The 24,331-nt window shown below is 34.3% G+C and carries 25 protein-coding genes, 4 tRNA genes and 1 pseudogene; 12 read left to right on the top strand and 18 right to left on the bottom strand.

Going from position 1 to position 24,331, the window contains the following annotated elements:
* Nucleotides 1-46: 46 nt before the first annotated feature.
* A complete protein-coding gene (locus ACP5Q2_RS09250; RefSeq protein ID WP_424605337.1) occupies nucleotides 47-949 on the top strand; it encodes a TIGR01212 family radical SAM protein in 903 nt (300 codons plus the stop codon).
* Nucleotides 946-2,337 (top strand): cardiolipin synthase, encoded by a 1,392-nt coding sequence (gene cls, locus ACP5Q2_RS09245; protein WP_428099411.1) that lies wholly within the window; start codon nucleotides 946-948, stop codon nucleotides 2,335-2,337. The genes ACP5Q2_RS09250 and cls overlap by 4 nt, the downstream gene beginning before the upstream one ends.
* An 8-nt stretch (nucleotides 2,338-2,345) precedes the next feature.
* Here the strand turns inward: cls and ACP5Q2_RS09240 are convergent, their stop codons facing one another.
* Genes ACP5Q2_RS09240 through thrS form a run of 5 tightly spaced genes read right to left on the bottom strand, consistent with a single transcriptional unit; the run spans nucleotide 2,346 to nucleotide 6,281 of the window.
* Nucleotides 2,346-3,218, bottom strand: a complete 873-nt coding sequence (locus ACP5Q2_RS09240; protein WP_428099408.1) for a DMT family transporter — start codon at nucleotides 3,216-3,218, stop codon at nucleotides 2,346-2,348.
* 33 nt (nucleotides 3,219-3,251) lie between these two features.
* Nucleotides 3,252-3,599: a 50S ribosomal protein L20 gene (gene rplT, locus ACP5Q2_RS09235; RefSeq protein ID WP_424605340.1), complete on the bottom strand. Its 348-nt coding sequence runs from the start codon at nucleotides 3,597-3,599 to the stop codon at nucleotides 3,252-3,254.
* Between the two features lie 15 nt (nucleotides 3,600-3,614).
* Nucleotides 3,615-3,812 carry a 50S ribosomal protein L35 gene (gene rpmI / locus ACP5Q2_RS09230; RefSeq protein WP_013451442.1) on the bottom strand — a complete coding sequence of 66 codons (198 nt, stop codon included), beginning with the start codon at nucleotides 3,810-3,812 and terminating at the stop codon, nucleotides 3,615-3,617.
* 15 nt (nucleotides 3,813-3,827) lie between these two features.
* Entirely contained in the window at nucleotides 3,828-4,355 is a 528-nt protein-coding gene (gene infC / locus ACP5Q2_RS09225; protein ID WP_424605363.1) for a translation initiation factor IF-3, read from the bottom strand.
* Between the two features lie 3 nt (nucleotides 4,356-4,358).
* Nucleotides 4,359-6,281: a threonine--tRNA ligase gene (gene thrS, locus ACP5Q2_RS09220; RefSeq protein ID WP_428099405.1), complete on the bottom strand. Its 1,923-nt coding sequence runs from the start codon at nucleotides 6,279-6,281 to the stop codon at nucleotides 4,359-4,361.
* A 171-nt stretch (nucleotides 6,282-6,452) separates the two neighbouring features.
* Between thrS and ACP5Q2_RS09215 the strand changes: the two genes are divergently transcribed.
* From ACP5Q2_RS09215 to ACP5Q2_RS09185, 7 genes and pseudogenes are all read left to right on the top strand, one after another.
* Complete coding sequence (locus ACP5Q2_RS09215; protein ID WP_428099402.1) at nucleotides 6,453-7,244, top strand: enoyl-CoA hydratase/isomerase family protein; 792 nt, start codon at nucleotides 6,453-6,455, stop codon at nucleotides 7,242-7,244.
* A complete protein-coding gene (locus ACP5Q2_RS09210) occupies nucleotides 7,228-7,761 on the top strand; it encodes a TolC family protein (protein ID WP_428099400.1) in 534 nt (177 codons plus the stop codon). The genes ACP5Q2_RS09215 and ACP5Q2_RS09210 overlap by 17 nt, the downstream gene beginning before the upstream one ends.
* Complete coding sequence (locus tag ACP5Q2_RS09205; protein WP_428099397.1) at nucleotides 7,737-8,258, top strand: TolC family protein; 522 nt, start codon at nucleotides 7,737-7,739, stop codon at nucleotides 8,256-8,258. Before ACP5Q2_RS09210 ends, ACP5Q2_RS09205 begins: the two co-directional genes overlap by 25 nt.
* A complete protein-coding gene (locus ACP5Q2_RS09200) occupies nucleotides 8,251-9,360 on the top strand; it encodes an efflux RND transporter periplasmic adaptor subunit (protein ID WP_428099394.1) in 1,110 nt (369 codons plus the stop codon). Before ACP5Q2_RS09205 ends, ACP5Q2_RS09200 begins: the two co-directional genes overlap by 8 nt.
* Nucleotides 9,353-12,430: pseudogene (locus ACP5Q2_RS09195) on the top strand (efflux RND transporter permease subunit). The gene ACP5Q2_RS09200 and the pseudogene ACP5Q2_RS09195 overlap by 8 nt, the downstream one beginning before the upstream one ends.
* A gap of 80 nt (nucleotides 12,431-12,510) precedes the next feature.
* On the top strand, nucleotides 12,511-12,813 hold the full coding sequence (locus ACP5Q2_RS09190) for a hypothetical protein (RefSeq protein ID WP_424605349.1): 303 nt from the start codon (nucleotides 12,511-12,513) through the stop codon (nucleotides 12,811-12,813).
* Nucleotides 12,814-12,830: 17 nt separating this feature from the next.
* Entirely contained in the window at nucleotides 12,831-13,256 is a 426-nt protein-coding gene (locus ACP5Q2_RS09185) for a hypothetical protein (protein WP_428099391.1), read from the top strand.
* Between the two features lie 38 nt (nucleotides 13,257-13,294).
* Here the strand turns inward: ACP5Q2_RS09185 and fliQ are convergent, their stop codons facing one another.
* From fliQ to ACP5Q2_RS09125, 12 genes are all read right to left on the bottom strand, one after another.
* A complete protein-coding gene (gene fliQ, locus ACP5Q2_RS09180; protein ID WP_424605351.1) occupies nucleotides 13,295-13,567 on the bottom strand; it encodes a flagellar biosynthesis protein FliQ in 273 nt (90 codons plus the stop codon).
* Between the two features lie 7 nt (nucleotides 13,568-13,574).
* Nucleotides 13,575-14,309 carry a flagellar type III secretion system pore protein FliP gene (gene fliP / locus ACP5Q2_RS09175; protein ID WP_424605364.1) on the bottom strand — a complete coding sequence of 245 codons (735 nt, stop codon included), beginning with the start codon at nucleotides 14,307-14,309 and terminating at the stop codon, nucleotides 13,575-13,577.
* Nucleotides 14,309-15,076 (bottom strand): hypothetical protein, encoded by a 768-nt coding sequence (locus tag ACP5Q2_RS09170; protein WP_424605352.1) that lies wholly within the window; start codon nucleotides 15,074-15,076, stop codon nucleotides 14,309-14,311. The genes fliP and ACP5Q2_RS09170 overlap by 1 nt, the downstream gene beginning before the upstream one ends.
* The gene (locus ACP5Q2_RS09165) at nucleotides 15,069-15,353 is read right to left on the bottom strand and encodes a FliM/FliN family flagellar motor switch protein (RefSeq protein WP_424605353.1); all 285 of its coding nucleotides are present in this window, start codon (nucleotides 15,351-15,353) and stop codon (nucleotides 15,069-15,071) included. Before ACP5Q2_RS09165 ends, ACP5Q2_RS09170 begins: the two co-directional genes overlap by 8 nt.
* 6 nt (nucleotides 15,354-15,359) lie before the next feature.
* Entirely contained in the window at nucleotides 15,360-15,896 is a 537-nt protein-coding gene (locus ACP5Q2_RS09160) for a flagellar basal body-associated FliL family protein (protein WP_428099386.1), read from the bottom strand.
* A 52-nt stretch (nucleotides 15,897-15,948) separates the two neighbouring features.
* On the bottom strand, nucleotides 15,949-16,461 hold the full coding sequence (locus tag ACP5Q2_RS09155) for a hypothetical protein (RefSeq protein WP_428099383.1): 513 nt from the start codon (nucleotides 16,459-16,461) through the stop codon (nucleotides 15,949-15,951).
* Complete coding sequence (locus ACP5Q2_RS09150) at nucleotides 16,451-19,183, bottom strand: tetratricopeptide repeat protein (RefSeq protein ID WP_428099380.1); 2,733 nt, start codon at nucleotides 19,181-19,183, stop codon at nucleotides 16,451-16,453. The genes ACP5Q2_RS09155 and ACP5Q2_RS09150 overlap by 11 nt, the downstream gene beginning before the upstream one ends.
* A 110-nt stretch (nucleotides 19,184-19,293) precedes the next feature.
* Nucleotides 19,294-20,568 carry a histidine kinase dimerization/phospho-acceptor domain-containing protein gene (locus ACP5Q2_RS09145; protein WP_428099377.1) on the bottom strand — a complete coding sequence of 425 codons (1,275 nt, stop codon included), beginning with the start codon at nucleotides 20,566-20,568 and terminating at the stop codon, nucleotides 19,294-19,296.
* Complete coding sequence (locus tag ACP5Q2_RS09140; RefSeq protein ID WP_428099443.1) at nucleotides 20,540-20,956, bottom strand: ribonuclease HI family protein; 417 nt, start codon at nucleotides 20,954-20,956, stop codon at nucleotides 20,540-20,542. Before ACP5Q2_RS09140 ends, ACP5Q2_RS09145 begins: the two co-directional genes overlap by 29 nt.
* A 14-nt stretch (nucleotides 20,957-20,970) precedes the next feature.
* Nucleotides 20,971-21,678 carry a zinc ribbon domain-containing protein gene (locus ACP5Q2_RS09135; RefSeq protein WP_428099374.1) on the bottom strand — a complete coding sequence of 236 codons (708 nt, stop codon included), beginning with the start codon at nucleotides 21,676-21,678 and terminating at the stop codon, nucleotides 20,971-20,973.
* A gap of 21 nt (nucleotides 21,679-21,699) precedes the next feature.
* Nucleotides 21,700-22,800 carry a Nif3-like dinuclear metal center hexameric protein gene (locus ACP5Q2_RS09130; protein WP_428099372.1) on the bottom strand — a complete coding sequence of 367 codons (1,101 nt, stop codon included), beginning with the start codon at nucleotides 22,798-22,800 and terminating at the stop codon, nucleotides 21,700-21,702.
* 19 nt (nucleotides 22,801-22,819) lie between these two features.
* Nucleotides 22,820-22,896 (bottom strand) — tRNA-Ile (locus ACP5Q2_RS09125).
* Nucleotides 22,897-23,140: 244 nt separating this feature from the next.
* Between ACP5Q2_RS09125 and ACP5Q2_RS09120 the strand changes: the two genes are divergently transcribed.
* The 3 genes from ACP5Q2_RS09120 to ACP5Q2_RS09110 all read left to right on the top strand — a co-directional run bounded on the left by ACP5Q2_RS09120 (nucleotide 23,141) and on the right by ACP5Q2_RS09110 (nucleotide 23,601).
* Nucleotides 23,141-23,211 (top strand) — tRNA-Cys (locus ACP5Q2_RS09120).
* A gap of 231 nt (nucleotides 23,212-23,442) precedes the next feature.
* Nucleotides 23,443-23,518: transfer RNA gene (locus ACP5Q2_RS09115), tRNA-Phe, on the top strand.
* A gap of 7 nt (nucleotides 23,519-23,525) precedes the next feature.
* Nucleotides 23,526-23,601 (top strand) — tRNA-Gln (locus ACP5Q2_RS09110).
* 6 nt (nucleotides 23,602-23,607) lie between these two features.
* Here the strand turns inward: ACP5Q2_RS09110 and ACP5Q2_RS09105 are convergent.
* On the bottom strand, nucleotides 23,608-24,195 hold the full coding sequence (locus tag ACP5Q2_RS09105; protein ID WP_428099369.1) for a MarC family protein: 588 nt from the start codon (nucleotides 24,193-24,195) through the stop codon (nucleotides 23,608-23,610).
* Nucleotides 24,196-24,331 lie beyond the last annotated feature (136 nt).

The raw sequence follows: 24,331 nt of genomic DNA, 5'->3' as shown, positions 1-24,331 counted from the left end.
TTAGAATAAACTTTCAATAAATACAAGAAAAATTTAGTAGGCAATTATGTTTATATATACCTTAAATCAGTATTTCAAAGAAAAATTTGGAGAAAAAGTTTATAAAATCTCAATTGATGCGGGACTTACATGTCCCAATAGAGATGGCACAAAAGGTGAAGGAGGATGTATATATTGTGATAATTCATCATTTGTATTTACCGATGGATCTTCCATCAAAGATCAAATATCAAAAGGTATTGAAAGGCTGACCAAAAAAGGGGTTAACCGTTTTATAGTATACTTTCAATCTTACTCGAATACCTACTGCAACGATGAATATTTCGTTGATATGATAAAAGAGTCATTGATAGATGATAGAATTGTAGGAATCTTTATAGGTACCAGACCTGATGTCATAAATGAAAAAAAACTTCAGTTTTTATCACAGCTTACCAATAGATATGATATCTTCATGGAGTATGGACTGCAGTCCTCCCACGACAAAACCCTTAAGTTTATAAATAGAGGTCATTCGGTGGAAGATTTTGAAAAAGCGGTTTTATTGACAAAAAGCTTTGGAATAAAAATAACCACACACCTGATACTTGGCCTACCATATGAAACAAAATCTGAAATGATATATAGTGTAAAATATTTAGCCGGATTAGGAGTGGATGCCGTAAAATTTCATCACCTGCACATAGTAAAAGGTACAAAGCTTGCCGAACTATATTTAAAAAACCAATTAGAAGGTTTTAAACTCCTCACAGAGGATGAATATATAGAACTTTTAGCCGATGGTATATCCTATTTAAAAAAAGATACCATAATTGCAAGATTGGTCGGGGATGCTCCAAAGGAGTTGTTGATTGCTCCGGATTGGCCTAAAAACAAATCCGACTTCACAAACAAGTTTTACACTTACTTAAAAAAACACAATATCTTTCAAGGAAAACAGTATTCATGAAAATTACCATTCTGATAATTGAATATATCTTCCAGATTGTTGCACTTTTTTTAATACTGATGATTCTATCCGGCAGAAGGGACGCAAGGGCCACTTTCTCATGGATACTAACATTGATCTTTCTGCCTGTTTTTGGTGTAATATTTTATGTTCTTATCGGCAATCCACGACTTAAAAGATTGATCAACGTCAAACTAAAGAAATCTTTTCTCATAAAAAGAGAAAATTACGACTACTCCAAACTTACCAACAATGACTTTTGTAATAAAGTCTGTACCATCACGAAAAAACATCCAGTATCGATAAAATCGATCGAGCTTTTGGGGGGAGCATCAAAATATGTCAGGCTATCACAGGATATCATCGAAGCAAAAAAGATAATACTTCTGGAATATTACATAATAGATCCGGATGAAATGGGTGAATTTTTCATAAATCTTCTCATTCACAAATTAGAGGAAGGGGTAAAAGTGTATATTTTATACGACGGAGTAGGCTCCATAACGTTTCACTATTCGAACCTTCTTAAAAGATTTAAAAAAGCTGGTGGGAATACCGCCGTTTTCCTGCCACTTAGTTTTAAAACATTATCTCTTGTAAACTTCAGAAACCATAGAAAAATTGCCATTATAGATGGAAGAATATGCTACACTGGTGGTGTAAATATCGGTGATGATTATCTTGGTAAACTTGCCGGTAAAGATGAATGGATCGACTGTCATGTGAGACTTACCGGGAATGTAGTGTTTGAATTTGAAAAAATTTTTTGTGAAGACTGGTATTATGCCACCAATCATGACATCTCAAACGATCTAATTTTATATACCGAAAATATTGACACTAATCTCTACACCCACGTCATCCCCTCAGGGGCAGATCAGGATATAAATTATATATACGAATCACTTTTATCAGTTTTTATAAGTGCGAAAAAGAGCATAACAATCATTACCCCTTATTTTGTCCCTGATGAAACGATTGTCAATATACTGCGAAATATTTCAATGCTGGGTATAGAGGTAACTGTGATTGTGCCAGGTAAAAATAATCACCCGATAGTCGGTGCCGCCGGAAGATCATACTACGAAGAATTGGTGGAGGCCGGAGTAAAGATATATGAAACAAAATATATGCTCCATTCGAAACTGATCATTGTTGATAGAAATTTCGTCTCCATAGGAACTGTAAACATGGATAATCGTAGTATGAAACTAAACTTTGAAGTGAGCCTTTTAATATATTCACAGGATTTTGCAGGTCACGTTTTAAACCTTGCATCCGAATATACTTCCATCTCTAAAAAGATAGATAGTGATTATCTAAGAAGAAAGCCCAAATATGAAAAATTGTTTGAAGGGGTTTGTAGAGTATTTTCACCACTTTTATAACTATATGATCAACTCTTTCTGGATAGCAACAACAGACTGGTAAATATCAAAAAGATTCCAATTATATTCATCATCGTAACCCTTTCCCCCAACACAGTTATTCCCAGAATTGATGCGGTTAATGGCTCAGATAGAGATAATGTTGTGGCTTTTGATACAGGCACCAGCATTAACCCCCGTGAAAAGAGAATATACGCCAAAAAAGTGGCAAAGATGCCCAGATGAATCATCAATATGGATCCTCGCAAACTAAGAAGCCAACTCATATCATTCATAAAGAGAACAGGCATCATCAAAATACCACCCCCCATAAAGTAAACCGCCATGACGAAATTTGCATGAAATTTTGTCATGAGCTTTTTAGCACAAAGGGAGTAAACTACATAGGTAAAACCAGCAAGTAACATCAAAAGCACACCTGTAAAATTTATGTGTAAGCTCGATATATCAATGAAAGATAAAAAAATAAGCCCTAAAATAGCAAGGAATGTGGATAAATACCAAATTTTTGCAGGCTTCTCACCAAGGAATAGGTACCCAAGCAATCCCCCCCACATAGGTGAGCTACCGATACCTATCAGAGTCCCCACAGCCACACCTGATATCCTTACACCGTAAAAGAAAGATAACTGATAAAATACCACAGACAAAGTCCCCACTATCAGAAAAAAAAGATCCTCTTTTCTTAAATTCTTTTTAGGATAATCTTTTGTTAAAATAAGCAGGATAGTAAAAAACACCCCTGCAATAATAAGTCTCATAGAGCCCACAGTAGAAGAGGAAACCCCCACAGGTGCAAGACCCTGAGATGTACCTGTCGTCCCCCACAGGACACCAGCCAATATGATCAGTATTGATCCCTTTAATGAAAGATTACTCATAAAAAAGCGTGGTTTTTAAACCACGCCTATAAATTATTCCTTAACCTGTTTGACAAGTGCTTCAAATTCCTGGGGATTTCTTATGGCAAGCTCAGATAAAGCCTTACGATCCACTTCAATGTTTTTCGCATTTAACAATCCGATAAACTTGCTATAGCTAAGCCCATACTGACGAACCGCAGCATTGATCCTTGTAATCCACAAAGATCTAAAATCCCTCTTTTTGAGTTTTCTGCCTTTATAGGCAAATGCTAAAGCTCTTTCACCATATTCACGAGCGTTTTTATAGACGTTATTTGCTACGCCCCTGAACCCTTTTGTGACTTTTAGCCACTTATTTCTTCTTCTTCTGGTTTTAAAACCACCTTTTGCTCTAGGCACTTCATCCTCCTTTGATTAAACGTATGGTAACAGCTTCCTGATATTGGCGCAATCTGCACCTTCCAGGATGCCAGGGTGGCGCAATGCGCGCTTTCTTTTACTGCTCTTTGAGGTGAGGATGTGCCTCAAAAAGCTTCTTTTGTACTTAATCTTTCCACTGCCTGTAACTTTAAATCTTTTGGCAGCTCCCCTGTGGGTTTTTACTTTTGGCATCTTTCCTCCAAACTGTTAATTTTTAGGTGCTATAACCATCACCTGTTGACGACCCTGCATCTCTGGTTTTTTTTCAACAACGCAGAGATCTTGTAAATCTGCCGTGATTCTATTCAGCAGATCGATTCCATGCTCACCAAACATGGTTTCCCGACCTTTAAATCTAACAACCAATTTAACCTTATCACCATCTTCAAGGAATCTTCTTATATGTTTCAATTTCACATCATAATCATGTTCATCTATATTGGGTCTAAGTTTTAGCTCTTTGGTTTCAATCATGTTTTGCCGCTGCTTCTTACGGGCTTCCTTCTCTTTCTTTACTTTTTCAAATTTAAACTTACCATAGTCCAGAAGCTTACAAACTGGCGGCTTTGCATTTGGAGCTATCTCCACAAGGTCATAACCTCTTTCCTGGGCTATTTTCAGTGCCTCATCAATTGAAACAATCCCAGCCTGCTTACCATCTTCCAGTATCAAACGCACTTCTGATGCAGTTATCTCCTCGTTGATCCTTTCTTGTTCAAGAACCTTTTCGCTTATAAATCACCTCCAAAGATTTAAGGTCTTAGACCTGTTTAATTCATCTATTACACTAAAATACTCAGAAAAATCAAGATTATTTTTTGTCTCACCATTTCTTAATCTTACGCTCACAAGATTCTTTTCTTTTTCTTGATTACCGACTACAATCATATGCGGCACCTTAAAAAGCTGTGCCTCCCGTATTTTATAACCAATTTTTTCATTTCTCAAATCCAGTTCCACTCTAAAACCTTCAGTCTTTAATCTTCTGTACAACTGCTCACAGTAATCAGCCTGTTCATCAGATATATTCAATATTTTTATCTGTACAGGTGCGAGCCAGAAGGGGAAAGCACCAGCATAATGCTCTATTAAAACACCAAAAAACCTTTCCAGAGAGCCTAATAAAGCCCTATGAACCATATAAGGTCTTTTTTCTTTTCCATCTCTATCCACATATACCATATCAAATCTTTCAGGTAGATTGAAATCAAACTGAATGGTGGTCATCTGCCATTCCCTACCTATGGCATCCTTAACCTTTAAGTCTATTTTTGGTCCGTAAAACGCCCCACCGCCCTCATCTATTTCGTACTCAATCCCCGATTTCTTTATAGACTCCATAAGAGAATCAGTGGCAGCTTTCCACATTGAGTCATCCCCAACGCTTTTCTCCGGTCGTGTGGCAATATACCCTTTGATGGATGTAAACCCAAACGTTTTCCAGATTTCCAGAGAAAATTTAAGAACCTCTTCAATCTCCTCTACGATCTGATCCTGTGCACAGATAATATGGGCATCATCCTGCGTAAAACCTCTAACCCTCAATAATCCGTGTAAAACCCCAGATCTTTCATATCTATACACTGTTCCGAGCTCCGCCCATCTAAGTGGTAAATCCCTATAAGATCTATTTTTCGACTTGTAAATCATTATGTGAAAGGGGCAATTCATAGGCTTTATATAATAATTCTGCCCTTCTATATCCATTGGGGAATACATATTTTCAGAATAAAAATCCAGATGTCCTGATGTATGCCAGAGGTTAGACTTACCTATATGAGGTGTGTAAAGCAGGTCATATCCATTTTTAAAATGCTCCTTACGCCAAAACTCTTCAATGGTGGCCCTCACTTTTGCCCCTTTAGGCATCCAGCATATAAGACCGGAACCTATTTCATCAAATGTACCAAATAGCTCCAACTCTTTACCCAATCTTCTGTGGTCTCTCTTTTTTGCCTCTTCCAGTCTATTCAGGTATTCATCTAGCTCACTTTTCTTAAACCATGCAGTGCCATAAATTCTTTGAAGCATTTTATTTTTCTCATCCCCTCGCCAGTAAGCACCCGCAACACTTAAAAGCTTAAAATGCTTTATGAAACCTGTAGATGGAAGATGAGGCCCCCTGCAGAGATCCACAAATTCCCCCTGGGAATATATAGATACAACCTCTTCTCCAAGGTCGTTTATTATCTCCACCTTGTATGTTTCATCCATTTCGGAAAAAAGCTTAATAGCATCTTCCTTTTTAAGCTCTTTTCTAATTATAGGTAAATCCTGTCTTGCAATATCCGCCATCACCTGCTCTATCTTTTCCAGGTCTTCCTCTTTAAAAGGTGTATCTATATCAAAATCGTAGTAAAAACCATCCTGTATTGTGGGGCCTATGGTTACCTTTACATCTTTAAAAAGTCTACGCACAGCCTGAGCCATAAGATGAGCAGTGGAATGTCTCAAAATATCGATCGACTCAGGATCCTTTTCTGTAATAATAGTGACCTGATCACCATCTTTTACCTTCGCAGAAAGATCAACAAGATTTCCATTCACCTTCCCGGCGATAGCCCTTTTGAATAACCCTTCACTGATCTTTTTTGCCACATCCGCCACTGTAGCATCATCTTCAAGCGAAATTTTATTTTTATCTGGCAACACAATCTCCATAAATCCTCCAAAGTCGTATCAAGCCATTACCATAGCTTTAGCTTTAAAAGTTTTGTAAATTTAGATAATTACACAGTTTTATATTAAAGTCAAAGATTTTTTTGAAAAAAATATTTATTGATAAAAATAAGTAAAAATGTTAATTGACAAAAAAATATTAGAGGTTGGCATATGAATATTGGTACTGAAATAAATTCCCAGGAGAAAGCTCTGTATATAACTTTTTCAGGTATCTATCTTACAAAAAATAATATTGTGGAGATAATAAATCTCATTGAAAGCGTTGAAAATGATAAAAATATAAACCATATAATCTTTTCATCGGCATCAAAAGATTTTTGTCTTGGTCATGATATAAAGTCCCTTTTGGGGTATGATGAGACAGAGGCAAAGATATATTCTTCTTTAGGTCAGGAGCTGATAAAAAAAATAAGAGAGAGTAGAAAGATTATCATTTCTGCACTGGCCGGCAAAACACTTGGACCAGGATTTGAAATAGCAATTGCATCAGATCTTGTTTTTGCCACAAAAGATACCACATTTGGCTTTCCGGAAACCGACTACGGTATCATCCCTGCTTTTGGGGGAACTGCTCTTGCCTCTCGAAAGATACATGAGAATTTTGTCAAATATCTCACCATAACAGGGTTGGAGATAGGTGTTGATGAGCTATTTTGTCGAGGGATAATATCAAAAATATTTAAATCGAAAGATGAAATGTTTGGTCATATCTGTGATGTTGTAAAAAACCTCAACAAAAAAAGTATGTTTACCCTTGGTCTGGCAAAAGAGACCATAAACAATGGCATAGAAATAGATATCGATAGAGCTCTCCTGTTGGAACAAAACGCTTTTTCTGTGGCTTTCAGCAGCTATGATAAAAAAGAAGGGATGTTGGCATTTATTGAAAAAAGAGAACCAAAGTTTAAAAATAGATGGGAAGATTATGAAGATATGTTTTAAAGTTTTGATCTTATCTTTTTTTCTACCTATAATAGCCTCAGCTGAAAATGTGTCGGATCTTAAAGATCTTATCTTGCTTGCTTTGAAAAACAATCCAAGCCTAAAAGCAGCATACAGCCAAAAAGAGATATATAAAAATAAGTCGAAGCAGATAGACTCCTCACTACTACCCCAGATGAATCTAACAGGGGGATACAATAGAACGTCCCCTCTGCCTTCCGTTAGCGCAACAAAAGATAGCAACAACAGTTATGACCTATATTCAATAGGTGTTGATTTAAAGATGAATCTATACGACTTTGATAAAACGAGGAATCTATCTAAAAGCTATGATTTTTTGGAAAAATCCTCAGAATATGACTTTTTTTCTGTGAAATCACAAATTATAACAAACGTTACGATAAATTTTTTTCGTCTTTTACAGGCAAAAGAAAATCTTAACGTTGCTATCCAGACAAGAGATAACCTTTTAAGCCATTTAAAAAGGCAGAATTGTTATCCATACGGGAAAAGATAAAATCCACCGAATTTACACTAAAAGCTACAAAAACGAACTATTACCCGACCTTCAGTCTTGAATCATCTTATTTAAGATCCGGAAATCATCCAGATATGGACAGGGATGGGTGGAACCTAGGTATCAAGTTTAACTTTCCTTTGTACAACGGCAATCTAACCAATTATCAAATTAATGAGATTTTAGCAAATATAGCAAATTTAAAATATACCGAACAGGTTTTGATGCAATCCATAAAAAATGAAATAGAAACAGCCTTTTATAACCTTCAGGAAGCATCAGAAAAATATAACATTTCTGAAAAAATCTTAAAACAGGCTGAAGAAAATTATGAAATCGCAAAGGGGAGATACAATGCAGGGCTAAGCACCCCCATCGAATTATCAGATGCTGAGATAGAACTGGAAAAAGGCCGATTAAACAGAATCTCATCAAAATACGACTATTTGATATCAGAAGCACTGCTAAAAAAAGCAATAGGAGAGTTGGATGAATAGATTACTGTTCTATATTTTATTATTGTTAATTCTAATAACCGCCTGCTCACAGGATAAAAAAGATATAAAACAGAAATCAAAACAGGATAAACCTGTTGCCGTAGTCATAGAAACAGTAAAAAAGACTGATATCCCTGTAGTGTATGAGACATTTGGACAAGTTGTGGCTAAAAACTCAATTAGTCTAACGTCAAAAGTTTCTGGAAAGATAGAAAAAATCTTTTTCAATGAAGGTGATTTCGTAAAAAAAAGGCAGCTATTGGTCAAAATCGACTGTTTGACCCTGGAAAAATCGATAAAACAGGCTGAAGCAATATTGCAAAAGGATTTAGCAATTCTTGAAAATGCAAAGAAAAATGCTTCAAGATACGAAGAACTTGTCCAGAAAGGGTATGCAGCCCAGGTGGATCTTGATAATGCACAGACATCATTAAACACTGCCTTAGCCACAGTAGAAGCAGATAAGGCAAATATAGAATACCTAAAATCGCAAATATCATACTGCACGATAAAATCTCCTATAAACGGTAAAGCAGGAGAAATCTTATTAGACCAAGGAAATTATATAAAAGAGAACGATAAAGCTATAACAACAATTTACCAGATCACACCAATAGATGCAGAATTTAGTCTTCCGGAGGAGTACCTTGACAAAATCAATCAATATCTAATTGGGAATAAGAAAATAATTGTAGAGCTATTTTCCCAAAAAGGTGAGAAAATTGAAGATGGCTTTATATCATTTATTGACAATACTATAGATAGAACAAGTGGTTCATTTAAACTAAAAGCAACTTTTAAAAACAGTTTGGCAAGATTATGGCCTGGAGAGTTCGTAAATGTTAAAGTATATTTCGATACTTTAAAAGATGTTTACGTTGTCCCACTAAATGCTATTCAAAAAGGTCAAGACAACGAATTTGTATGGATTATAAGCGACAACAATACCGCATCAATAAGAAACATTCATCAAAAATATGTCTATAAAGAAATAGCAGTTGTGGATAATCTAAACGAGGGAGAAAAGGTGGTGACCGATGGTGCCATAAAATTAAGACCCAACGCAAAGGTGGAAATCAGGGTGAAAAAAAACAATGAATAATGAAAATCAAATTAGCTCATTTTTTATAAATCGTCCCGTCACCACAATCCTTATTTCACTTTCTATAATTATTTTTGGACTTTTTGCATATTTTAAGCTTCCAGTAAATGACCTACCATCCGTGGACTTTCCAACTATAGAAGTCACAGCAACACTCCCCGGTGCAAGCCCTGAAACAATGGCATCCACCGTTGCACTACCACTTGAAAAGGAGTTTTCAACGATAGATGGAATAACCTCAATGGTTTCAACTAATACAAAAGGGAGCACAAGGATCACAATTCAGTTCAAACTTGAAAAAAATATAGACATAGCCGCCCAGGATGTTCAAACCATGATAGCAAAGGCACTTAGAAATCTCCCATCAGATATGCCAACACCACCATCTTTTAGAAAAGTAAACCCTGCAGATCTTCCAATATTTTATATCGCAGTATCATCAAAAACGCTCCCTTTGTACAAAGTGCATGAGTATGCTGACACATTCATAGCCCAGCAGATTTCCACAATATCCGGAGTGGCACAGGTAAATATCTACGGCTCTCAGAAATATGCTGTAAGGATAGATCTAAAACCAGAAAAGATCTTTTCTTTAGGGTTAAGTTTCGATGAGATAGCTTCAACGATAAAAAAGCATAACTCCAAATTACCCACAGGATCACTTTACACATCTTATAAAAATTTTATAATAGACTCTTCAGGTAAACCATCAGACGCCACTGGTTTTAGTGAAATTATAGTAAGAAATAAAGATAATAAAATATTGAAACTTAAAGATATCGCTGATGTTTACGACAGTGTTGAAAACAATAAGGTAGCCAGCTGGTACAAAGACACAAGAGCAATAGTACTTGCCATACAGAGACAGCCTGGAAGCAATACACTGGAGATTGTGGATTCCATTAAAAAGAAACTACCTATTCTAAAAAACCAGATTCCTGGTTCAATAAATATTGACATATTATATGATAGAACAATTTCAATCAGAGAATCGGTAAATGATGTTAAATTTACCCTTTTTCTTACAATTGGCTTAGTTGTGTTTGTTATTTTTATCTTTTTACGAAATCTTGTCGCAACTGTAATACCTGCCATAACACTTCCGGTTGCCATTATAGGCACATTTATGTTGATGTATCTTTTAGGGTTTAGTGTAAACAATCTATCTTTGATGGCTCTGATCCTATCAGTAGGATTTGTAGTGGATGATGCAATAGTAATGCTTGAAAATATATTCAGGCATATCGAAATGGGTAAAAAACCATATCAGGCTGCCGTCGACGGAGCAAGAGAGATCTATTTTACAATAATATCAATGACACTTTCTCTTGTGGCAGTATTTATTCCGGTTTTATTTATGAAGGGTATATTGGGAAGGCTTTTAAATGAATTTGCCATCACGATAAGTGTTGCTATTTTAATATCCGGATTTGTTTCATTGAGTCTTACCCCAATGATGGCAAGCAGAATTATAAAAGTTTCCGAAAGTAAAACTCATGGAAGGATATACAATTTTTTCGAAAAAGTATTCAACTTTTTGCTAAAACTTTACAAAGTATCTTTATTAACCGTATTACACTATAAAAAAACGGTAGTTCTTTTTTTCTTTCTTACCACTTTCTTTACAATATACCTGTTTTACCACATGCCAATGGGATTTTTACCGAATGATGATATTGGGCAGTAATTTGTGGTTACTGAAGCAGCACCAGGTTCCACATTTGAAGAAATGACAAGGTATCACAAAATGATAAGCAAGATATTGCTTGAAGATAAGAATATAAATGGGTTTATGTCTTCAATAGGTGTGGGGGGAGCTAGCTCAAGTGAAAATAGTGGCAGATTTTTTATTACCCTCAAACCAAGAAAAGAAAGAAAGATGAACGCTGAAAAAATTGCAGCATCGTTGCGTTCCAAAACATCAAATATACCTGGGATAAAAGTGTTTGTACAAAACCCCCCACCCATAAGAATTGGAGGCTCACTCACCAAAAGTCAATATCAATTCGTCCTCACCGGAAGTGATATTGATGAACTTTTTAATAATGCAAAAAGATTCAAACAGGATCTTGCAAAATTAAATATATTACAGGATGTAACAAGTGACCTTGAGCTCAAGAATCCCCAGTTGTCTATAAATATAAACAAAGAAAAATGCTCTTTGCTTGGTGTATCGCCCGAAAAAATTGAGCAGGTTCTCCAATACTCTTTCTCAGATTTTCAGGTCTCCACAATATATGGATCAAACAATCAGTATAAGGTGATATTAAATGTCGGTAAACAGTTTCAATCAACCGCAGAAAGATTAAATCAGCTATTCGTCTTATCCGCAAACAATAGTATGGTTCAACTATCAAATCTCGTACAGATAAAAAAAACTCTTGGCCCCCTTACTGTAAATCACATGGGACAACTTCCTTCCGTTACGATATCATTTAATTTAAAAGAAGGTGTAGCATTAAGCGAAGCTGTAAAAGAGATAGAAAAACTTGCAACCAAAAATCTACCTTCATCCATATACACATCATTTCAAGGAACTGCACAAGCTTTTCAATCATCCACGCAGGGTCTATGGCTACTTATACTTCTCGCAATCGTTGTAATTTACATTATTTTGGGAATTTTATATGAAAGTTTCATTCATCCGCTAACGATACTTTCAGGTTTACCCTCTGCAGGACTCGGCGCAATTTTAGTATTAAAACTTTTCGGTTATGAACTAAATCTATACGGCTTTGTTGGGCTTGTAATGCTCCTGGGCATTGTTAAAAAGAACGCTATAATGATGATAGATTTTGCCCTTGAAGCAGAAAGAAAGAAAAATATACCTCCACTTGATGCGATAGTAGAAGGTGCATTCATAAGGTTTAGACCTATAATGATGACTACTTTTGCTGCATTGATGGGAGCGATTCCTATAGCAATAGGAATAGGTGCAGGAGCTGAAGCAAGAAAATCATTGGGTATCGCCATAGTTGGAGGGCTAATTATTTCACAAGTTATTACCTTATATATCACCCCCGTGATATACTACTATTTGGATAAAATTTCTAAAAAAGTTGTAAAATAGAAAAAATCTATTTACAATATAAGCGATTCATTATATATTTACTTTAAATAATGGCATAAGCCTTAAAATAGGAGAAAAATATGAGTAACAATGAAGAAAAAGATTTAAGATCTTGTAGCACAGACGAAAACTGTGGCTGCGGAGATGAGGAGTGTTTTGATGAAGGTTGTTCTTGTGGTTGTGAAGATGATGATGGGGAATATATCAATGTAGAGAATGTTGCTGAAATTGCAATTGAAGAAAATGGTACTGTTCATCTTTTAGTGGTGGATGATAATGGGGAAAACCCACAGGAATATGCTGTAGATTTCCCATCTTTCGAACAGGCAGAAGCTTGGGTGAAAGAGACATTCGGTGAAGGTATATTTGAAGAAGAGCAATAACATTATAAGGTGATGTTATGAAAAAGTCACTTGTTGGATTTGTTTTGATGCTATTAACATCTTTATCATATGCCGATGATTTAGACAACTTCCTTATGAATCTTAATATGCAAATCGGTAATGATAAAACTTCATTTGAAGCTGACCTCTCCACAACGTTTGGTTCCAATGAGATGAAAGTTAAATCTGTTGTGGCCTCTGTGGATAAACCAGCAGACGCCTACATGGTATTCAGACTGGCGGAAATAACAAAAAAACAGCCTGAAGAGGTATTGTTAGTCTACAAAAAACATAAAGAGAAAGGTTGGGGAAAAGTAGCTCAGGAATTGGGAGTTAAACCTGGATCCAGAGAATTTCATGAATTAAAAGAAAATAAGTTAAAGAATCACGGTAAAAAAGGTAAAGAGAAGAAAGAACACAAAAAAGGAAAAGACAGAGATTAGATTAAATAAGGGCGGGATCCTCGCCCTTTTTTATTAAGCTATTTACCTATGTAGCTATTTATGTTTGTAAAAAGATTAATAGTAAATGATATTATAGTATCCATCATCCATGGAAAAAATATCACAAGAGCAATAACTACCGCAAGAATTTTAGGGATAAAGCTTAGTGTCATATCCTGAATCTGAGTTACAGCTTGAAGAATACTTACCACCAATCCAGCTATAAGTCCAAATAACAACATAGGAGCCGCCAGCATCAAAGCTACTTCCAGAGCTTTTGTCGTAAGACTCAAGACCAAATCAGGATTCATACGTCACCTACATAAAACTTTTTACAAGCGACATAACTATTAGATTCCAACCGTCAACTAAAACAAACAACAGAATTTTAAATGGCATAGATATCATCACGGGAGGAAGCATCATCATCCCCATAGATAGCAAAACACTTGAAACCACAAAATCAATTATCAAAAATGGTAAAAAAAGTAGAAACCCGATTTCAAATGCCGTTTGCAGTTCACTTGTGACGAAAGCAGGCAATAAAACCATATCAGGGATATCATCCACAGTTTTTGGCAGAGGAGATTTTGATATTTGCAGGAATGTCATAATATCCTTTTTTCTCGTGTTTTCAAGCATAAACTTCCTTAAAGGTTTTTTGGCCTCTTTTAATGCATCTGTAAAAGCAATTTTACCATCCAGATATGGGGCAAGTGCATTTTTATTCATTTCAGAAAATACTGGAGACATAATAAAAAATGTTAAAAATAGAGCAAGACCAATTAAAACCTGGTTTGGAGGGGTTTGCTGTGTCCCCATTGCACTCCGTAAAAAAGAAAAAACTATGATTATCCTTGTAAAAGATGTCATCAGAATCAAAATAGCTGGAGCTATTGAAAGAATGGTTATGAGAAAAATTATTTGCAGAGTGACAGCAACATCTTTTGGGGCAGTGGCCCCTTCCACACCAAATCTAAACGCAGGTAGAGGGATAGGGTCTGCGGCATAGGATAAAGGTACAAAGAGCAGAACTGTAAGTAAAACCAAAATTAATTTCTCTTTTTTAATGATTCCACCTTATCTTTTATTATTGTGGAGGATACCTCTATCTCCTCTTTAATCGCCTTATCCCCAAAAAATCTGAAATAGCTGGAAAAATCCTGTTTCTTAGAAAACCCTGTTTTTATTGCATCGATAACATTTTCATCCTCAATTTTATCCAACAAAGCTATACTATCTCCAGATAACCCAAACATATAAACGATATTTTTTATCTCATAAAAAATTATACTTCTTCCGGGCATAAGATCTATCTTACCAAGGGATCTGCCAATACCAGGGATATCGCTCATGTAAGTTTTTTTCATAAACATTTTTATCAGCCAATAGAAAATAAGTATGATGGCAAGAATAATGAGAATACTAAATATCATCTTTGCAAAAGTTCCACCACCTGTGGGGGGTTCAGATACTTTCTCTTTGAAATTAAAATAAGCTACAAAGCCGTTATCAGTGGATGCAACGTCATATTTTTCCGGCTTATCTTCCAATACGATCCTGATATTTGTAATACCATTATTTTTTGAATAAATAATCTTATTGATATGCTGATTCCATATCTGATCGGCATTTATATCATACTCCCCTTTGATAGCAACCTGGAGAGCATTATTATCGTATCTCTTTTCAATTATCTCTGTTTTGACACCTAAATTAAAACCAACAGAGATATTCTTATTGTCTCCATCAATCGTAACATTCCCAGCATAAGAACAAATAGCCAGAAGAAGAAACAAAATTACAAAAAATCTACTCATACAATCTATCTTTTTTCATCTCAGTTAGAGCAGCCTTAGTTTGAATATCACTTAATCTAAAAGCAAATTTTTCATCAAGCACCATAATTTCACCAATGGCAAGAGGCTTATTATTCACAAGCATATCCACAACCTCACCAGAAGTCTTATTTAGCTTGATGATCGTCCCCTGTTCCCAACTTAAGAGTTCACCTATTGTGCATAGTTTCCGTCCAAGTTCAACTGTAACATCCATTATTACATCAGAAAAGTGCTTTATTGCATATTCTTTATCCATAAAAACCTACTGTACTATAAATTCACTAAAAAATAGATCAGTAATCTCCCCTTCCGTAAGAACCATGTTTGATCTTTTTATAATCTCCTGTTTGAGGGCTATTTTACCTTGAGGCGTATTCACATCAGCCACTGTTTTAGATGATAAAACGGATATTATTATATCTTTGATCTGCGGCTCCCTCTTTTTCACCTCTTCTTCAAGCTTTGGGTTGTCAAGCTCAACAGCAATTTGAACTTTCAGATACCTTTGAACCCCCTGATCCGCAAGATTAACTATAATCGCTCCCATGGAGTAAACAACAGTTTTGGCTTTTTCGCCACTTTTTTTATCTTGCTTGGCTTTTTCACCTTTAGCCGGAGCTTTTTCCTCTGTGGCGGCAGCATTATGTTCAGCTGGTTTACTCTTGAATAAAAATAGGTAAGCCGCCAGACCACCACCCACAAGTAAAACCAAAACCACCACAAGTATTATAATAAGCTTCAAAGGGGATTTTTTCTTACCACCACCCTCTTCAGCTTTCCCTTCTTTTTCTTCAGCCATATCTTCCTCCGTATATTATTATATTATAAAAAGTTTATAGATTTCAAGCATTTTATAAAAGAAAGTTGTATATATAGCTACCTATTACTACGATGTTTAACACTATAAGAAATAGCACAACCATTTTATTCTTATGACTAATTACATCCAAACGAACCTCATTTAAAATATTCAACAGGTTTTCATCTTTTATCCCTTTTTTGAGATATTCAACGATATCCCCAAAACCATCCATCATAGATGACACAAAAACAAATTTATCCTTATCAGACAACATCATTAATATCCTGCCCTTCAAAGGTATGTATGAAATCTCAACAATCTCAGGTATTTTAATACCCCTACTTCCGTAGAGACTTTTCACATATACTAAGTCTTCCTTTAAGATCACTTCATTCATAAAAAACGCCACCACATTTAGCAAAACAAGTATAAAAAGAACTGTAAGCACAACATACTTTGCAGGACCAAAATTTGTAATAGTTAAGGATATCCCATAGATAATTATGTTTAATAATAATAAGACCGATAAAACTAATATACTCTTTTTTACTCTAAAACTCATTTAACACTATCTCCAAAGGCATTTTTTTATTCTTCAACACCGATTTCTCCAATCTAATACCATTATCATAAGCCATTTGCAAGTTATTTTCTCTAAAACCTTTCAGCAGCTCCACGATATAACCCCTATAATCATTGGGTGCTATTTCAATATATTTATTGATAGATTTGCTTAAATTAAAAGCGTTATTGGTTAATAAGTGATAAAGCATCTGATAATAATATCCTTGTTTATCCATATTATATTTTTTAAGATTCTTAAGTGACAATTCCGCATTAATTACATCTTTTTTAAGTGTAAAATAGTAGAGGGATAACTTGTATAGATTAACCTCATTGCTATCGAGATTCTTTAATCTCCTTAAATTCTCGAGTATTGTATTCTTACCATAAAAAATATCATATCTAATATTTTCAATTAAAAGATATTTATCCACATTATGAACAGCAAGTTTATGATTTTTATCTTTTGACAATGATAGATAGTGCATCATATAGTCAGACACTCTATCATTTGTAGGGTAGTCTATAAGGGTATCGTCGTAGTACAATGTTAACAATGCATTTATCGTTTTATTTCTAAAAAAATGATTTTCTTTCTTTAAATAGTTTTTATAGTCGCCAGTTTTAAATAAAATGGCCAAATTTTTTATCGATTTATAAATTAATGGGTCATTATCTTTAATTGTTTCTATTAACTCATCGTACTTTTTATATCCAACCATGGCAAGTAGCTTGTAATACTGATACTTTCTTGCCTGAGTTTTTTCATTATTTTCTAAGATATTATAATTACTGATAAGCATATCATACTGAGCAAGGACTCTAACCCTCTCATCCTGATAACTAAGACATACAGCCTTACCAAGATAAGCAGGAAAAACAAATTTATTGTTGAGAAGAACACTATCAAAAAATTCATAAGCCTTATCTATATTCCCGAGATTTAACATTAATAAACCTATATTAAAATATACAATGGGGTTGTCCCCTAAATAATTAGCCGCCTCTGTAAGCTCTTTTGATGCAGACTCATAATCAAATTCAAGCATATACTTCACAGCAGTGTTGTTATGTCTTATACCTTCGGAAAAATTCACGGACTTTTTCAGCTCCCTTAACGCTGCAAGCTGATCTGATTGCTGAAGTAGATTATAACCAGCAGAAAGGTATGAGGTCATCTCTTCAGGATCTATAAACATAGGTGTTAGAATCAACCTCAACATGGTTTCAAAATCTGGCCTAAATTCAAAAGCAAAATTAAGATCCTCTAATGTCGGTTGTAATTTGATATCAAATCTTGGATATCTTTTTACATTTTTTATATATTTAACATTCTTCAACGACAATTCGGCAAGCTTACCAAACTGTTTTGTATTATAATAATAGATAAACTTATAAAAAAACCTCTCCGGAATATCCTCCATATTATCAATGTGCTTTTCAACAGCACTATACTCCCTATTTCTAAGAAGCAAAAAAGCTTTTATATAGTTATAATCTGGATCTTTATCATCTTTAATATCATTTACTATTTTTTCTGCCTGAGAAAAACTTCCCTCTTTTAGATTCAAAAATCCTTTAGCAATGGCTATATATTCTGGACTTTTCAATTGTGATAAAAGCTTTCTTGCCTCGCTTAGATTATAATCATATAAAATAGAATGTCTTATGTAAAAAAAAAGAGATCTATCATCTCTTAATTTATCGTAAGCCAGCTTTGCCACCTTATGAGCATTAATCAAATCACCTTTAAGAATATAAAATTTGTGTGCAATTTTGTAAATTTCGAAACTTTTATCAAATTTTGATAATAACTCAGTCACAATATTTGATGCTTCATCATAATTTGATGATTTAATGAGATTCTCTACATAGGATAAATAGCTTTTCAATGATGGATTTAACCCCACAAGATCTTCCGCAAGAATTGCTGCTAAATCATACTTCCCCTGAGATTCGTAAATCTTCATCAACATTTCAGAGGCTTCATATGTTTTTTTGATATTCAATGCAGATTTAAGATTATATATACTTTTTTCATAATGCCCCAATGCATAGTGTGCTAATCCAAGCTGATAAAAATCGTCGTAATCTTTATTTTCTATCTCATCCAGTTTTTTAATCCCTTTATCGATAAGTTCAACACCTTTAGTTTCCTCTCCAATACCTTTTAGAAATAAACCATAGCTTATCATTCCAGCTGCCGTTATATCTTTACTTCCCTCCAGTTTCCTGAAATAATAATAGGCTTTAGCTACATCACCAACTTTAGCATATATCTCAGCAACAATAAGATATTCTTTTGCATTTGATGGCTCAATTTTTGAAATAGTTTCCACTGCTTCTCTTATTCTATCCTCTTTCACCAGAGTTGCAGCAAGATTTATATAGGCTGGCTTGAACTCTTTATTTTCATTAATAGCCTTTCTAAAATACTCTTCACTATCTTTATACTTACCCAAAAGATAATTTACCACCCCAAGATTATAAAAAGCAACTGCCCTATTCTCCTCAAGCCCTTTATTATAAAATTCTATTGCCTTTTCAAAATCTCCATTTAATAAAAACTGATTACCGGCATCTATCTTCTCATTTTTTGTTTCCTCTATTGGTGCAATGGGCTTTTTTGCAGTAATATTATCTATAGGTTTAGGCTTATCCTTCTTACCACACGCCACCAACAAAAATAGTATAATTATTAAGTAAAAGAATCTTCTCATATGAACTAAATCGACAACTAAAATAAAAACTTTAATTTACCGAGAATAAAACTATAATCATTAACAATAACCCAACCTTAATTTTTAGTAATATGTTTAAAGCAACTTCATCAATCACCAAGATCCAGCATCTCAATACCAGGAAGGTACTCCTTGAATGTCACCTTCTTTAAACTTGCAAATTTATTCGTGATCTTATTGATCAAAATAACGTTATTTAATATTGCATCAACTATCTTTTGTAGATTTTCATCATCTTTATATCTTCTCTTAATTATTTCGGCATTTAGAGAAATGGCGCATAATGGGTTGTTTATTTCATGATTTACGCTAACTGCCACCTTAGCAAGTGTAGATAGTTTTTCTTTTTCTATCAACTGCTGCTGATAATCTTTAAGCTGCTCAATTGTTTTAGACAATTTTGACTGGAGATTTTTATTGTAAATCTGAATGGAAGCATGTTCTAATATCTGTTTTAAAAAAAATATTTTATCTTCCGGAAAATAACAATCTCCTTCATTACAAGATATTACAATGGTACCATATACATCGTTTTCGTAGAATATCGGGTACTTTATAAACCCTTCTGGAAATATATTAGAAATGGACGAATTAGCATACCAGATATTATTCAGAGGGTTTACCACTTCCACTCTAACCTTTCCATTCAGGATCGATTCCGCCCATGGTGAAGCTTTGATATCCTTCAAATCCCATTTATAGTCTTTTAAAATGTTACTCTCTATCCCATAAGATGAAACAACATATTCCGTATAGCCATCGATTCTCGTAGCTATAATTTTATTGGATTTAAACTCCCTTGAAACATAATCAACAAGTCTACTTAGAATTAAATCAAGCTCTGATATCAGGCTTATCTCCCGAATAAAAGTCTCGATTAGTCTAAATCTATTGATAATTTCCTTTAATCTTACTTTATCCATTCCAAGCTCTTTTGCTTTATCTGAAAGTTCTCGATTTATCTTTTCCAGATTGCTACTAATCATTTTGATATTTTCATACATTCTTTTGTTATCTATAGCGCCAACAATAGCTCGTTCCATATCTTCTTCTTTGTAATCGTAATAAAGATAGTCGTAGTAACCATTCTTCAAAATAGTTCTAATAGTATCTGGATCCCTTTCTCCTATGTAGATAAAGGATGTGTCTATACTTTTGTTTTGAATTTCAGATATGAATCCCAGTGGATCATTCATTAGATTGCCATTTATAATTGCAACATCTATTCTTTCATGAATGAGAAAATTAAAAAAAACTTCTACACTATCAAAGAAATAGAAAACAAATTGATTATTTTTGCATATGTTGTATATCCTTTTTACTTCATCCAGATTCTCACTTAGTAATAATATCTGATGAACCATTAGAATTTGCCCCCATCGTGACTGCTTCCTTAGAGAGCTTATCTGCCAATTTATTTTGCTCTCTTCGGATATGCTCCACGTTGAATTCTATACCTTTTACCTCTTCTAAGATTTCAAAGTAAATCTTTCTTAGATTTTCATCCCTAACCTTATATATACCAGAAAACTGTCTTGCAATCAACTCAGAATCTGTTTTTATTAGAATTTTTTTTGGATGAAATTCCTTTGCCTTACGAACGGCAAAAAGTATAGCATTATACTCTGCTACGTTATTGGTGGCAAATCCAATGTAAATTTTATCGCTATAAAGTAACTGACTACCTCTATAAATCAAAAATCCACAACCAGAAGGACCAGGATTACCCGATGATGCCCCATCGGTATAAATTATAAGTTCTATAACTATTCACCCTCTTTGTAATATAAAAATCTCTGGCAATTAGGACATTGTATGATGGAAATGTTCTTTTTTACCTCCACATACAACTGAGGAGGTATTTTCATATAACAACCTGAACAAACCTCATCCTCAACCCTTACAATAGCAAGGTTATTCCTTGCCTTTCTAATGGTTTCATATTTCGAAAGAAACTGTTTTTTTATACCGGATCCCACTTCTTCCCTAATTTTTTCTAGTTCCTTTAATTCCTCGGTAATCTTTTCATTTTCCACATCTCTTCGTTTCTGAAGTTCAGCATATTTCTCATCAAGTGATAACTTTTTGGATTCAACATCCTTAAATTCTTTTTCTAAATTACTTAGCTCTTCATTCAACTCGAGTTGTTTAAGCTCAAGGTCATAAAGCTCTTTTTTTAATAAATCCAATTCTTTCAAAACAGCTTCATATTCCTTAGTATTTTTTACTGTGGAAAGCTTTTTATGGGAATTATCTAATAGATTTTTCTTTTTTTCAAACGCTGCTGTTATTTCACCAAGTTCTTTTGATTTTTTTTCAATTTCTAACTTTAAATCGGAAAATTTCTTGTTTGTTGTATCATATTCATCCTGAATCTCAAGAATATAATCAGGCACATTACTAAGGATTTTATTTATTCCAAATATTCTGTTGTCAATCCTCTGCAATTCTATAAGCTTTTCAAGCTGTTCCATCATATCGTTTCTTCCTCCTTTTTAAAAAAATTTAATAGGATTACTTTCGTCTATCAAGGTTGTATCTATATCAAATTCATCTTGCAACATATCCCCAAGATATTGCATAAAAATTCTTTCTGTCTCATAATGCCCCACATCAATGATGGCAACACCATTTTCCATAGCATCTATTGCATCATGATGCTTCATATCACCGGTTATGAGCAGTTTAACCCCTCTATATTTGCAAGCTTTCCAGTAAGAAGCGCCACTGCCTGTAACTATAGCAGCTTTATCTACAGTAAAATCTGTGTTGTGGTTTACTCTTACTCTTTGCAAATTTAGTTTCTCTTTTATTATTTCAATTATCTGAACTACCGTGTAGGATCCTCCCAAAGATACGATCCTTCCAAGGCCATAATGCTTATTTATATTTAAAGGATACACATCGTATGCCATCTCTTCGTATGGGTGTACAGATTTAACCATATTTACTAGTGAAGGAACATTTTTTTTAGGAACAATTGTTTCTATCCTGAACTCATTAACTTCTTCTAATACACCAGTTTTTCCAATAAAGGGGTTAGTTTTTTCACCTGGTTTGAATGTTCCTATCCCCTCCGTATAAAAACTACAATTTGTATAATTACCGATCGTGCCAGCACCAGCAGAATCAAGAATATTTATGATTCTTCCCTCATAACCTTTTGGAACAAAGACAACAAATTTACAATACGGTATCTCACCAGTATCTTCCAGATTAGATATAACCTCAAACCCAAGCTTATGGGCTAAGAAATCGTTTAATGAATAGTCAGCAAGATCAAGAGTAGTATGATAGGAGTATATGGCTAAATCATTCTTGATTGCTTTTAAAATCTTTCTCCCAATAGAGGTGGAAAATGAGATAGATTTTATAGAGCCAAAAAAAAGAGGGTGATGGGTTATCAGTAACCCATACCCTCCATCTACAGCACTTTCTATTACCTGTTCTGTAGGATCAAGTGCCAGGGCAACCTTATCGACTTCACACCTTAGTGAATCGACCTGAATTCCATTGTTATCCCATTCATAATATCGGTCTGTATCGCAGATTTTATTTTCGATAAAGCGTATAATTGAATTAATCTTTACAGTCATTAAAATATCCGTTTTAAAATGGTGGGCCAACCAGGAGTCGAACCTGGGACCTACCGGTTATGAGCCGGTGGCTCTAGCCAGCTGAGCTATTGGCCCTCATTGAAGCGGGCTATTAATATATCATAATTTAGGTTATTGTCAAGAAAATTCTACAATGATTTTAATATCAACTTAAAGATATTATACATCAATATAATATAAAACCAAAAGAATTCAACTTATCCATTTCTACATTTAAAAACTTTAATAACAATCGATGTAAAATAATATACCCTATTTTTTTCAAATTGATACTTGACATGTTAAGTTATATATTATATAAGAAAGCCCCTACAATTTTGGCGACGTGGCCGAGTGGTTAGGCAACGGTCTGCAAAATCGTGTACCCCGGTTCAATTCCGGGCGTCGCCTCTTCTCAAGTTACCCTTAATTTTTTACCTTTCTTTCCACTTTTAATAAAAAATTATTATAACGTTTAAAAATGATTTTTAGTTCTACTTTTTTATAATTTTTAAATAAATTTTTTCACTTTAAGAAACTGAATTTTTATTTACTATCAGACAATTAGCAAATTATCTACAAAAAATAAAAATAACACTTGACAAAAGATTAATTTTCGATTAAAAAGTCATTCCTTCAATAGCCCAGGTAGCTCAGTCGGCAGAGCAGTGGACTGAAAATCCACGTGTCGGTGGTTCGATTCCGCCCCTGGGCACCATTCATGTTGGGGCGTCGCCAAGCTGGTAAGGCAGCGGGTTTTGGTCCCGCCATTCGGGGGTTCGAATCCTCCCGCCCCAGCCATTTTTTCTATTTTAAAAGATTCTTTACCCCTGATATAACCAATTGACTTGCCACCGAAGCCACAAATAAACCAGTTATTTTGCTCAGAATAGATATCCCTTTTTCTCCAATTATCTTCTCAATCTGCACAGATACACTTAATAAAAATCCGAGAAAAAGAGAAGTTGAAACCATTGCTGCAGTGGCAATAATTTTATCGTTTATAGTATTCATTTCACCAGATAATACAAGCAACATTCCTATGGTACCAGGCCCCACAGTAACAGGAATAGCTAAAGGCACAATAGCCATATCTGTGGAAGATGTTTTAGTTTCAGAAATTTCACCCTTAACTATTGATATGGCGGATAAGAAAAGTAAGATCCCAGCTCCAACTCTAAAAGCATCAATTGTTATTCCAAAAAGCATGAAAATATATTTACCAAGATAAAACATTGACAAATTAAGTACCATAACAGCCATACCTACTTTAAAACCAAGTTTTTTTCTTTCTTTACTATCACAATCTTTACTCATAACTAAAAAAACAGACATAACAAAAAAAGGCGTCAGTATGAAAAATATTTTAAAAAATAGTTGGACAAAAAGCTGCATACACACTCCTCTATTGTATAATTAGAATGTTATATATCATTTTAATGTAAAAGAAGTTATTTTTTTAAGTATTTTAAGCAAGACAGGTTTAATTTACGATTGTAGGAAGTAAAGTTCATTCCAAATAAAAAAGTAT

It is taken from the genome of Calditerrivibrio sp. (genome assembly GCF_049968475.1).
Taxonomy (GTDB): Bacteria; Chrysiogenota; Deferribacteres; order Deferribacterales; family Calditerrivibrionaceae; genus Calditerrivibrio; species Calditerrivibrio nitroreducens_A.
The sequence above is the reverse complement of the archived record's forward strand: the minus strand, read 5'-3'. Positions and strand labels throughout refer to the sequence as shown.

Coding starts and splice junctions, on each gene's coding strand:
- ACP5Q2_RS09250 (WP_424605337.1), top strand. CDS start 47: ATGTTTATATATACCTTAAATCAGTATTTCAAAGAAAAATTTGGAGAA.
- cls (WP_428099411.1), top strand. CDS start 946: ATGAAAATTACCATTCTGATAATTGAATATATCTTCCAGATTGTTGCA.
- ACP5Q2_RS09240 (WP_428099408.1), bottom strand. CDS start 3,218: ATGAGTAATCTTTCATTAAAGGGATCAATACTGATCATATTGGCTGGT.
- rpmI (WP_013451442.1), bottom strand. CDS start 3,812: ATGCCAAAAGTAAAAACCCACAGGGGAGCTGCCAAAAGATTTAAAGTT.
- thrS (WP_428099405.1), bottom strand. CDS start 6,281: ATGGAGATTGTGTTGCCAGATAAAAATAAAATTTCGCTTGAAGATGAT.
- ACP5Q2_RS09215 (WP_428099402.1), top strand. CDS start 6,453: ATGAATATTGGTACTGAAATAAATTCCCAGGAGAAAGCTCTGTATATA.
- ACP5Q2_RS09210 (WP_428099400.1), top strand. CDS start 7,228: ATGAAGATATGTTTTAAAGTTTTGATCTTATCTTTTTTTCTACCTATA.
- ACP5Q2_RS09200 (WP_428099394.1), top strand. CDS start 8,251: ATGAATAGATTACTGTTCTATATTTTATTATTGTTAATTCTAATAACC.
- ACP5Q2_RS09190 (WP_424605349.1), top strand. CDS start 12,511: ATGAGTAACAATGAAGAAAAAGATTTAAGATCTTGTAGCACAGACGAA.
- ACP5Q2_RS09185 (WP_428099391.1), top strand. CDS start 12,831: ATGAAAAAGTCACTTGTTGGATTTGTTTTGATGCTATTAACATCTTTA.
- fliQ (WP_424605351.1), bottom strand. CDS start 13,567: ATGAATCCTGATTTGGTCTTGAGTCTTACGACAAAAGCTCTGGAAGTA.
- ACP5Q2_RS09170 (WP_424605352.1), bottom strand. CDS start 15,076: ATGAGTAGATTTTTTGTAATTTTGTTTCTTCTTCTGGCTATTTGTTCT.
- ACP5Q2_RS09165 (WP_424605353.1), bottom strand. CDS start 15,353: ATGGATAAAGAATATGCAATAAAGCACTTTTCTGATGTAATAATGGAT.
- ACP5Q2_RS09160 (WP_428099386.1), bottom strand. CDS start 15,896: ATGGCTGAAGAAAAAGAAGGGAAAGCTGAAGAGGGTGGTGGTAAGAAA.
- ACP5Q2_RS09155 (WP_428099383.1), bottom strand. CDS start 16,461: ATGAGTTTTAGAGTAAAAAAGAGTATATTAGTTTTATCGGTCTTATTA.
- ACP5Q2_RS09150 (WP_428099380.1), bottom strand. CDS start 19,183: ATGAGAAGATTCTTTTACTTAATAATTATACTATTTTTGTTGGTGGCG.
- ACP5Q2_RS09145 (WP_428099377.1), bottom strand. CDS start 20,568: ATGGTTCATCAGATATTATTACTAAGTGAGAATCTGGATGAAGTAAAA.
- ACP5Q2_RS09135 (WP_428099374.1), bottom strand. CDS start 21,678: ATGGAACAGCTTGAAAAGCTTATAGAATTGCAGAGGATTGACAACAGA.
- ACP5Q2_RS09130 (WP_428099372.1), bottom strand. CDS start 22,800: ATGACTGTAAAGATTAATTCAATTATACGCTTTATCGAAAATAAAATC.
- ACP5Q2_RS09105 (WP_428099369.1), bottom strand. CDS start 24,195: ATGCAGCTTTTTGTCCAACTATTTTTTAAAATATTTTTCATACTGACG.